Source organism: Thauera phenylacetica B4P (assembly GCF_000310225.1).
GTDB lineage: Bacteria > Pseudomonadota > Gammaproteobacteria > Burkholderiales > Rhodocyclaceae > Thauera > Thauera phenylacetica.
Genome location: NZ_AMXF01000203.1, coordinates 1 through 7,290, shown reverse-complemented (window position 1 = coordinate 7,290; position 7,290 = coordinate 1). Strand labels below are relative to the sequence as shown.

Genomic DNA, 7,290 nt, shown 5'->3' with positions numbered 1-7,290 from the left:
CACACCCGTCCGCGCCCTGAACGTACGCCGCGCTGCAGCGGTCGCGCAGCCTCGCGCGGCTTGCGGCGGGCGCCGCGCGAGCGCAGAATCCGCGCACGTCACCGCGGCCCTTCCGTAGCCCGGGCAGCGCGGATACGCAGCCCAAAGTGGACAATTTGCGGCGATTTGCGGCAAACTTGCGGCCATGAAGCACTCAAAATGCTCGCCCAGCCCTCCACGCGGGGCAGACGGTCCATCTCTTCGGAATGGCGGGGCGGTGCTTCACGAGGCTGCTCGCCTGCACTCCGCCCGCGGTGGAGAGCCAACCCGGCGGAGGGCATCCGCGAACAAGCTCCCCAGCAAGAACCGTTTCGGCACCCGCCCGCCGCACGCGCGCGGCGGCGTCGGCGTGTGCGCGAAACCCGAACACTGAATCATCCCGACCGCGCCGCCCTGCAAGGCAAACGCGGTCCCGCCCGGAGAACACCATGGATCTGCGCAAGCTCAAGAAACTCATCGACCTCGTCCAGGAGTCCGGCATCTCGGAGCTCGAGGTGACCGAAGGCGAGGAAAAGGTACGCATCGCCAAGCACTCCCCCGCCGCGCCGGCCACCTACTACGCCCAGGTCCCGCCCGCCCCGGCCGCCGCGCCGGCTCCCATCGCCGCGGCGCCGGTCGATGTCGAGGACGAGCTGCCCGACGGCCACATCGTCAAGTCGCCCATGGTCGGCACCTTCTACCGCGCCAGCGCACCGGGCGCGAAGCCGCTGGTCGAGCTCGGCCAGAAGGTCGCCAGCGGCGAGCGCCTGTGCATCATCGAGGCGATGAAGCTGATGAACGAGATCGAGGCCGACGCCAGCGGCGTGGTGAAGGCCATCCTGGTCGAGAACGGCGAGCCGGTCGAGTACGGCCAGCCCTTGTTCGTGATCGGCTGAGTCGGCCATGTTCGAGAAGATCCTCATCGCCAACCGCGGGGAAATCGCCCTGCGCATCCTGCGCGCCTGCCGCGAGCTCGGCATCAAGACCGTCGCCGTCCACTCCGAGGCCGACACCCACGCCAAGTACGTGCGCCTCGCCGACGAGTCCGTCTGCATCGGGCCGCCGCCTTCGGCGCAGAGCTACCTCAACGTGCCGGCCATCATCTCCGCCGCCGAGGTGACCGACGCCGAGGCCATCCACCCCGGCTACGGCTTCCTCTCCGAGAACGCCGACTTCGGCGAGCGCGTCGAGCAGTCCGGCTTCGTCTTCATCGGCCCGCGCCCCGAGACCATCCGCCTGATGGGCGACAAGGTCTCCGCCAAGGACGCCATGAAGGCCGCGGGCGTGCCCTGCGTGCCCGGCTCGGAGGGCGCGCTGCCCGAGGACCCGAAGGAGATCGTCAAGATCGCGCGTGCGGTCGGCTACCCGGTGATCATCAAGGCCGCCGGCGGCGGTGGCGGGCGCGGCATGCGCGTCGTGCACACCGAGGCCGCGCTGCTCAACGCGGTGACCACCACCCGCGCCGAGGCCCAGGCGGCCTTCGGCAACCCGGTGGTGTACATGGAGAAGTTCCTCGAGAACCCGCGCCACGTCGAGATCCAGATCCTCGCCGACCAGCACGGCAACGCGGTCTATCTGGGCGAACGCGACTGCTCGATGCAGCGCCGCCACCAGAAGGTGATCGAGGAAGCGCCCGCCCCCGGCATCGACCGCAAGACGATCGCCAAGGTCGGCGAGCGCTGCGCCGAGGCCTGCCGCAAGATCGGCTACCGCGGCGCCGGCACCTTCGAGTTCCTGTTCGAGAACGGCGAGTTCTACTTCATCGAGATGAACACCCGGGTGCAGGTCGAGCACCCGGTCACCGAGCTCATCACCGGCATCGACATCGTGCAGGCGCAGATCCGCATCGCCGCCGGCGAGAAGCTGTGGTTCCGCCAGCGCGACATCGAGTTCCGCGGCCACGCCATCGAGTGCCGGATCAACGCCGAGGACCCGTTCAAGTTCACCCCCTCGCCCGGCCGCATCACCAACTGGCACACGCCGGGCGGGCCGGGCATCCGCGTCGACTCGCACGTGTACAACGGCTACACCGTGCCGCCGCACTACGACTCGATGATCGGCAAGCTGATCGCTTTCGGCGACACGCGCGACCAGGCCATCCGGCGCATGCGCATCGCGCTCTCCGAGATGATGGTCGAGGGCATCAAGACCAACATCCCGCTGCACCAGACCCTGATGCTCGACCCGCGCTTCAACGAAGGCGGCACCAGCATCCACTACCTCGAGCACAAGCTCGCGGACCGCAACGAAGTCCGGAGCTGACGCGCGATGTGGATCTCGGTGACCCTGCAGGCCGAGGCCGACAAGGCCGAGGCGCTCTCCGACGCGCTGATGGAGGCGGGGGCGCTCTCGATCTCGATCGAGGACGCCGATGCCGGCACCGAGGCCGAGCGCCCGCAGTTCGGCGAACCCGGCCACCTGCCCACCGCGCTCTGGGACCATAGCCGGGTGATCGCGCTGTTCGACGCCGCCGCGGATACGGCCGAGCTCGGCGCGATGCTCGCGGAAGCCGCCCGCGCGGCGGGCTTCGACGCCGTTCCGCCGTTCTCCACCGAGACCGTCGCCGAGCAGAACTGGGTACAGCTCACCCAGAGCCAGTTCGACCCGATCCGCATCACCGATCGGCTGTGGATCGTGCCGTCCTGGCACGAGGCGCCCGACGCCGATGCGATCAACATCGAGCTCGACCCCGGCATGGCCTTCGGTACCGGCTCGCATCCCACCACCCGGCTGTGCCTGGAGTGGCTGTGCGAGGCGGTGGTGCCCGGCTGCAGCGTGCTCGACTACGGCTGCGGCTCGGGCATCCTCGGCATCGCCGCGGCCAAGCTGGGCGCGGGCGAGGTGCTCGGCATCGACATCGACGAGAAGGCGGTCGAGGCTGCACGCGACAACGCCGCGCGCAACCACGCAGCCCTGCGCCTGCAGCACTCCGCCGTCCCCGTCGGCGACACCTTCGACCTGGTCGTCGCCAACATCCTCACCAACCCGCTGTGCGTGCTCGCGCCGGCGATCGCGGCGCGCGTCGCGCCGGGCGGCCGGGTGGCGCTTTCGGGTGTGCTCGAGACCCAGGCCGCGCAGGTCGTCGAGGCCTGGGCGCCGCACATCGCGCTGCACGTGGGCGCCGCGCACGAGGGCTGGATCCGCCTCGAGGGACGGCGACCCGGGCCATGATGATCACCCGCTGCCCCGCCTGCCAGACGGTGTTCCGGCTGCGCCCGGAGCAGCTTCACGCGCGGGGCGGCGAGGTCCGTTGCGGGCATTGCTTCCACCCCTTCAACGCGCTCGAGAACACGGTCGAGGTTCGCGACGACGGCGGCGCGAGCGCACCGCCGCCCCCGCCCCGCGCGGCGAGGCCGGTGCGCGAAGCACGCCCCGATCCGCTGCTCGACTTCGACATCCCCGAGGTCGCACCGGCACCGCCGATCCGTGCGCCGCAGCCTGCCCCCGACCTCGACGATTACGAGGCCTGGCTGGCGCCGTCCGGGGCTGCGGCAGCGCCGTCGCCCCCGACGGCAGGCGCCGGGGACGACGCGGACGCCGCCCTCGACGAGCCCACCGCATCGGCCCGTCCGTTTCCCGAGGTCTTGCGCAGTGCCCGCCGGGGCCTTTCCACCAGCGAGGACGAAGGCCGCAGCCATGGCCGCGGCGCGGGCATCGCCGACAGCGCCGCCTTCGCGCCGACGATCTCCTACACGCCTCCGCCGCCCTTCGACGATGAACCGGCCACCGAGATTCCCGGACTCTCCGCGCCCGCGCGCGAATCCCGACAGCCGGAGCCCGCGCCCGTCCCGGCGCACGCGGAGGACGAGCTCGCCTCGGCGCCCGAGCCCGACCTCGCCCGTCTCGACGCCAACTACGGGCGCCCGCGCAAGGAGGCCCACCCGCTCGTGCGCGCGCTCGCGGTGCTGCTCACGATCGGCCTGTCGGGGCTGCTCGCGGCGCAGGCCATCTATCTGTATCGCATGGAGCTGGCGCGCGCCCTGCCCGGCCTGCGCCCCGTCCTCGGCGAGGCCTGCGTCCGCTTCGGCTGCACGGTGCCCTATCCCCGCGACGCGGAACACATCGCGATCGAGGCCTCCGACCTGCAGGCCGAACCCGGGCGCCCGGGCTACTACCTGCTGCAGGCCACGCTCAACAACCGCGCGGACTACCCGCAGCAGTGGCCGCATCTGGAGCTTACCCTCACCGACGCCGGGGACAACCCGATCTCGCGCCGCGTGCTGCCCCCCGCCGACTGGCTGCCGCCGGCCCAGCCGCGCGAAGCCTTCACGGCGCGCAGCGCGATCGAGCTGCGCATCCCCTTCGCCGCCCCCGCGCTGGCGCCGACGGGGTACCGGATCTATGCGTTTTATCCGTGAGGCGTCAGGCGTGAGGCGTTAAGCGTTGGTTGGCAGGCGTGGTGCTCAGCGCGAGACGCGGGTGGTGCCGGCGTCGCGCAGGATGCGCACGCGCTCGCCGGCGCGGAAGCGTTCGCCCTCGTCGGCCTGCACCACGGCGAGGAACTGCCCGTTGTCAAGGCGCACGGTGACCTCGACGCCCGCTTGGCGGGTCGCGCCTTCCTCCACCGCCGAGCCGGCGAGGCCGCCCGCCACGGCACCGATCACGGTCGCGACGGCCTGGCCGCGTCCGCCACCGACCGTGTTGCCCGCGATGCCGCCGATGGCGGCGCCGGCGACCGAGCCGACCGGCGTCTTGGTGCCTTCGAGCTGCACCGCACGCACCGACTCGATGATGCCGAACTGCACCGTCATCGCGCGGCGCGCCTCGGTGCGCGAATAGGTGCCCCCGCCCAGACCCTGGGCGCAGCCGCCCACGACCAGCGCCGCGATCACCGCGCCGGCCACGGCACGCCACTTCATCCTGCTTCGATTCACCATGGATCCTCTCCGAAAGCCTCGCGGTAACGCGACGCGATGTCCGCGCGCGAGGGCTTGTAGTTCTGTCCGCCACGCTGGGCGATCTTGAGCGCCCCCATCACCGCGGCCAGGCGTGCGCTCCTGCGCAGGTCCCAGCCCTCGGCGATGCCGTGCAGCAGGCCGGCGCGGTAGGCATCGCCGCACCCGGTCGGATCGACGATCGCGTCCGCCTTCACCGCCGGCACCGCGAACACCTCACCGCGCCAATGCACGCGCGAGCCCTCCGCACCCAGCGTCACCACCAGCGCCTCGACCTCGCGCGCGAGCTCGGCTTCGCTGCGCCCGGTCTTCTCGCACATCAGGCGGGCCTCGTAGTCATTGACCGTACAGTACCGCGCCTGTTGCAGGCATTTCAGTAACGCTTCGCTACCGAGGATGGGCAGGGCCTGGCCCGGATCGAACACGAAGGGCACCCCGGCCGCGGCGAAGCCGTCGGCGTGGCGCAGCATGCCGTCGGCGCCATCGGGCGAGACGATGCCCAGCGTCGCATCGGTCGCGGTGCGCACGTCGTTCAGGTGCGAATGGAACATCGCCCCCGGGTGGAAGGCGGTGATCTGGTTGTCGTCGAGGTCGGTGGTGATGAAGGCCTGCGCGGTAAAGGTGCCCGGCACCTCGCGCACGAAGTCCTCGCACAAGCCGAGCGCGCGCAGGCGCGCACGATAGGGTCCGGCGTCCTCGCCCACGGTGGCCACGATGCGCGCATCGCTGCCGAGCAGCTTGAGCCCGTAGGCGATGTTGCCGGCACAGCCGCCGAACTCCCGGCGCAGGTCGGGCACCAGGAAGGAGACGTTGAGGATGTGGATCTGCTCGGGGAGGATGTGATTCCGGAAGCGGTCGTGAAAGACCATGATCGAGTCGTAGGCGACCGATCCGCAGACGAGGATGGACATGGGGGCGCGGGCAGGCGAAGGTTGGCGGAGGCGCGATTATACGGCGCCACCAAGCCTTCGCCCCACCCGCGCAGCGCGGGCCTCAGCCCCCTGCGGCGAGCACATCGCGCAGCTTGACCGCCATCTCCTCGAGCGCCTCGCGCGGCGGGTTCTTGACCGGCCATGCCAGCTCCATGCCGTCGCCCTCCCAGCGCGGCAGCACATGGATGTGGAAGTGGAACACGGTCTGCGCGCCCGCCTTCTCGTTGGCCTGGACCAGCGTCACCCCTTCGCAGCCGGTCGCCTTCTTCGCCGCGCGCGCCATCCGCGCCGCGGTGCGGAAGGCCGCGCCGGCGAGGGCGTCGTCGAGCGCGTAGACGTTGGCGCGGTGCGGCTTGACCAGCACCAGCATGTGACCGGGATTGACCGACTGGATGTCCATGATGGCCAGCGTGTCGGCGTCCTCGTACACCTTCGAGGACGGCAGTTCGCCGCGCGCGATGCGGCAGAACACGCAATTCGGGTCGTGATCGGGCGGTGTCGTGGGCTGCATGCGGGATCCTCCGTAGGCCGGGCTGGCGTCATCGCATCGTAACCAGCACGTCACCGCGTCGCAACGACGGGTTTCGAGAATGGTCCGCACCCAACAGGACGGAAACAGGCCATGCTCCAGCACCTCCAGCCCCGCCAGCAAGCCACCGCGCGCAAGACGCGCAACCTGCACGTCGGCCTCGCCAACAGCGAGACCGAGATCCTCGAGGCGCAGAAGCTGCGCTACCGGGTCTTCGCCGACGAGATGGGCGCCCGCCTGCCCACGCGCAGCCCGGGCGTCGACCGCGACCTCTACGACCCCTTCTGCGAGCACCTGATCGTGCGCGACGAGGACGCCGGCCGCATCGTCGGCACCTATCGCATCCTGTCGCCCTCGGCCGCGCGACGAGTGGGCGGCTACTACTCCGAAAACGAATTCGACCTCACCCGCCTGCAGCACCTGCGCGGCCAGCTGGTGGAGATCGGGCGCTCGTGCATCGACGCCGACTACCGCAGCGGCGCGGTCATCGCGCTGCTGTGGTCGGGGCTCGCGCGCTACATGCAGGAGAACGGCTACGAATACCTGATCGGCTGCGCCTCGGTGAGCATGGCCGACGGCGGGCACGTCGCGGCCAGCCTGTATAATCGGCTGCGCGAAAAACACCTCGCCCCGCTCGAGTACCACGTCTTCCCGCGCTGCCCGCTGCCGCTCGCGAGCCTGCGCGGCGACCTCGACGCCGAGGCGCCGCCGCTGGTCAAGGGCTACCTGCGCGCGGGCGCGTGGATCTGCGGAGAGCCGGCCTGGGACCCCGACTTCAACACTGCGGACCTGCCCATCCTGATGCCGATCGGCCGGGTGGATGACCGCTACGCCCGCCACTTCATGGGACGCAAGGACTGAACGCCCCCCGCCCCCCCGACCTCGCCCAGGATCGCGCCATGCATGCCGGTGCCGA

At 70.9% G+C, this 7,290-nt stretch carries 8 protein-coding genes; 5 read left to right on the top strand and 3 right to left on the bottom strand.

What is annotated here, in order from left to right; translation table 11 throughout:
* The first annotated feature begins 467 nt into the window (after window positions 1-467).
* The 4 genes from accB to C667_RS18115 are packed head-to-tail and all read left to right on the top strand — an operon-like array spanning window position 468 to window position 4,376.
* Window positions 468-914, top strand: a complete 447-nt coding sequence (gene accB, locus C667_RS18130) for an acetyl-CoA carboxylase biotin carboxyl carrier protein (RefSeq protein WP_004373982.1) — start codon at window positions 468-470, stop codon at window positions 912-914.
* 7 nt (window positions 915-921) lie between these two features.
* Window positions 922-2,280 carry an acetyl-CoA carboxylase biotin carboxylase subunit gene (gene accC, locus C667_RS18125; protein ID WP_004373979.1) on the top strand — a complete coding sequence of 453 codons (1,359 nt, stop codon included), beginning with the start codon at window positions 922-924 and terminating at the stop codon, window positions 2,278-2,280.
* A gap of 6 nt (window positions 2,281-2,286) precedes the next feature.
* Entirely contained in the window at window positions 2,287-3,189 is a 903-nt protein-coding gene (prmA, locus tag C667_RS18120) for a 50S ribosomal protein L11 methyltransferase (protein ID WP_004373977.1), read from the top strand.
* Window positions 3,186-4,376 carry a DUF3426 domain-containing protein gene (locus tag C667_RS18115; protein WP_004373973.1) on the top strand — a complete coding sequence of 397 codons (1,191 nt, stop codon included), beginning with the start codon at window positions 3,186-3,188 and terminating at the stop codon, window positions 4,374-4,376. The genes prmA and C667_RS18115 overlap by 4 nt, the downstream gene beginning before the upstream one ends.
* A 45-nt stretch (window positions 4,377-4,421) precedes the next feature.
* Here C667_RS18115 and C667_RS18110 read toward each other — a convergent pair whose 3' ends face one another.
* The 3 genes from C667_RS18110 to C667_RS18100 form a co-directional block, all read right to left on the bottom strand.
* A complete protein-coding gene (locus tag C667_RS18110; RefSeq protein ID WP_004373970.1) occupies window positions 4,422-4,895 on the bottom strand; it encodes an outer membrane lipoprotein in 474 nt (157 codons plus the stop codon).
* A complete protein-coding gene (locus tag C667_RS18105; protein ID WP_004373967.1) occupies window positions 4,889-5,824 on the bottom strand; it encodes a carbohydrate kinase family protein in 936 nt (311 codons plus the stop codon). Before C667_RS18105 ends, C667_RS18110 begins: the two co-directional genes overlap by 7 nt.
* An 82-nt stretch (window positions 5,825-5,906) precedes the next feature.
* Window positions 5,907-6,356, bottom strand: coding sequence for an HIT family protein (locus tag C667_RS18100; protein ID WP_004373964.1), 450 nt, complete (start codon window positions 6,354-6,356; stop codon window positions 5,907-5,909).
* 111 nt (window positions 6,357-6,467) lie between these two features.
* On the opposite strand from C667_RS18100, the gene C667_RS18095 reads away from it, so the two are divergent.
* A complete protein-coding gene (locus tag C667_RS18095) occupies window positions 6,468-7,235 on the top strand; it encodes a GNAT family N-acetyltransferase (protein WP_004373955.1) in 768 nt (255 codons plus the stop codon).
* Window positions 7,236-7,290 lie beyond the last annotated feature (55 nt).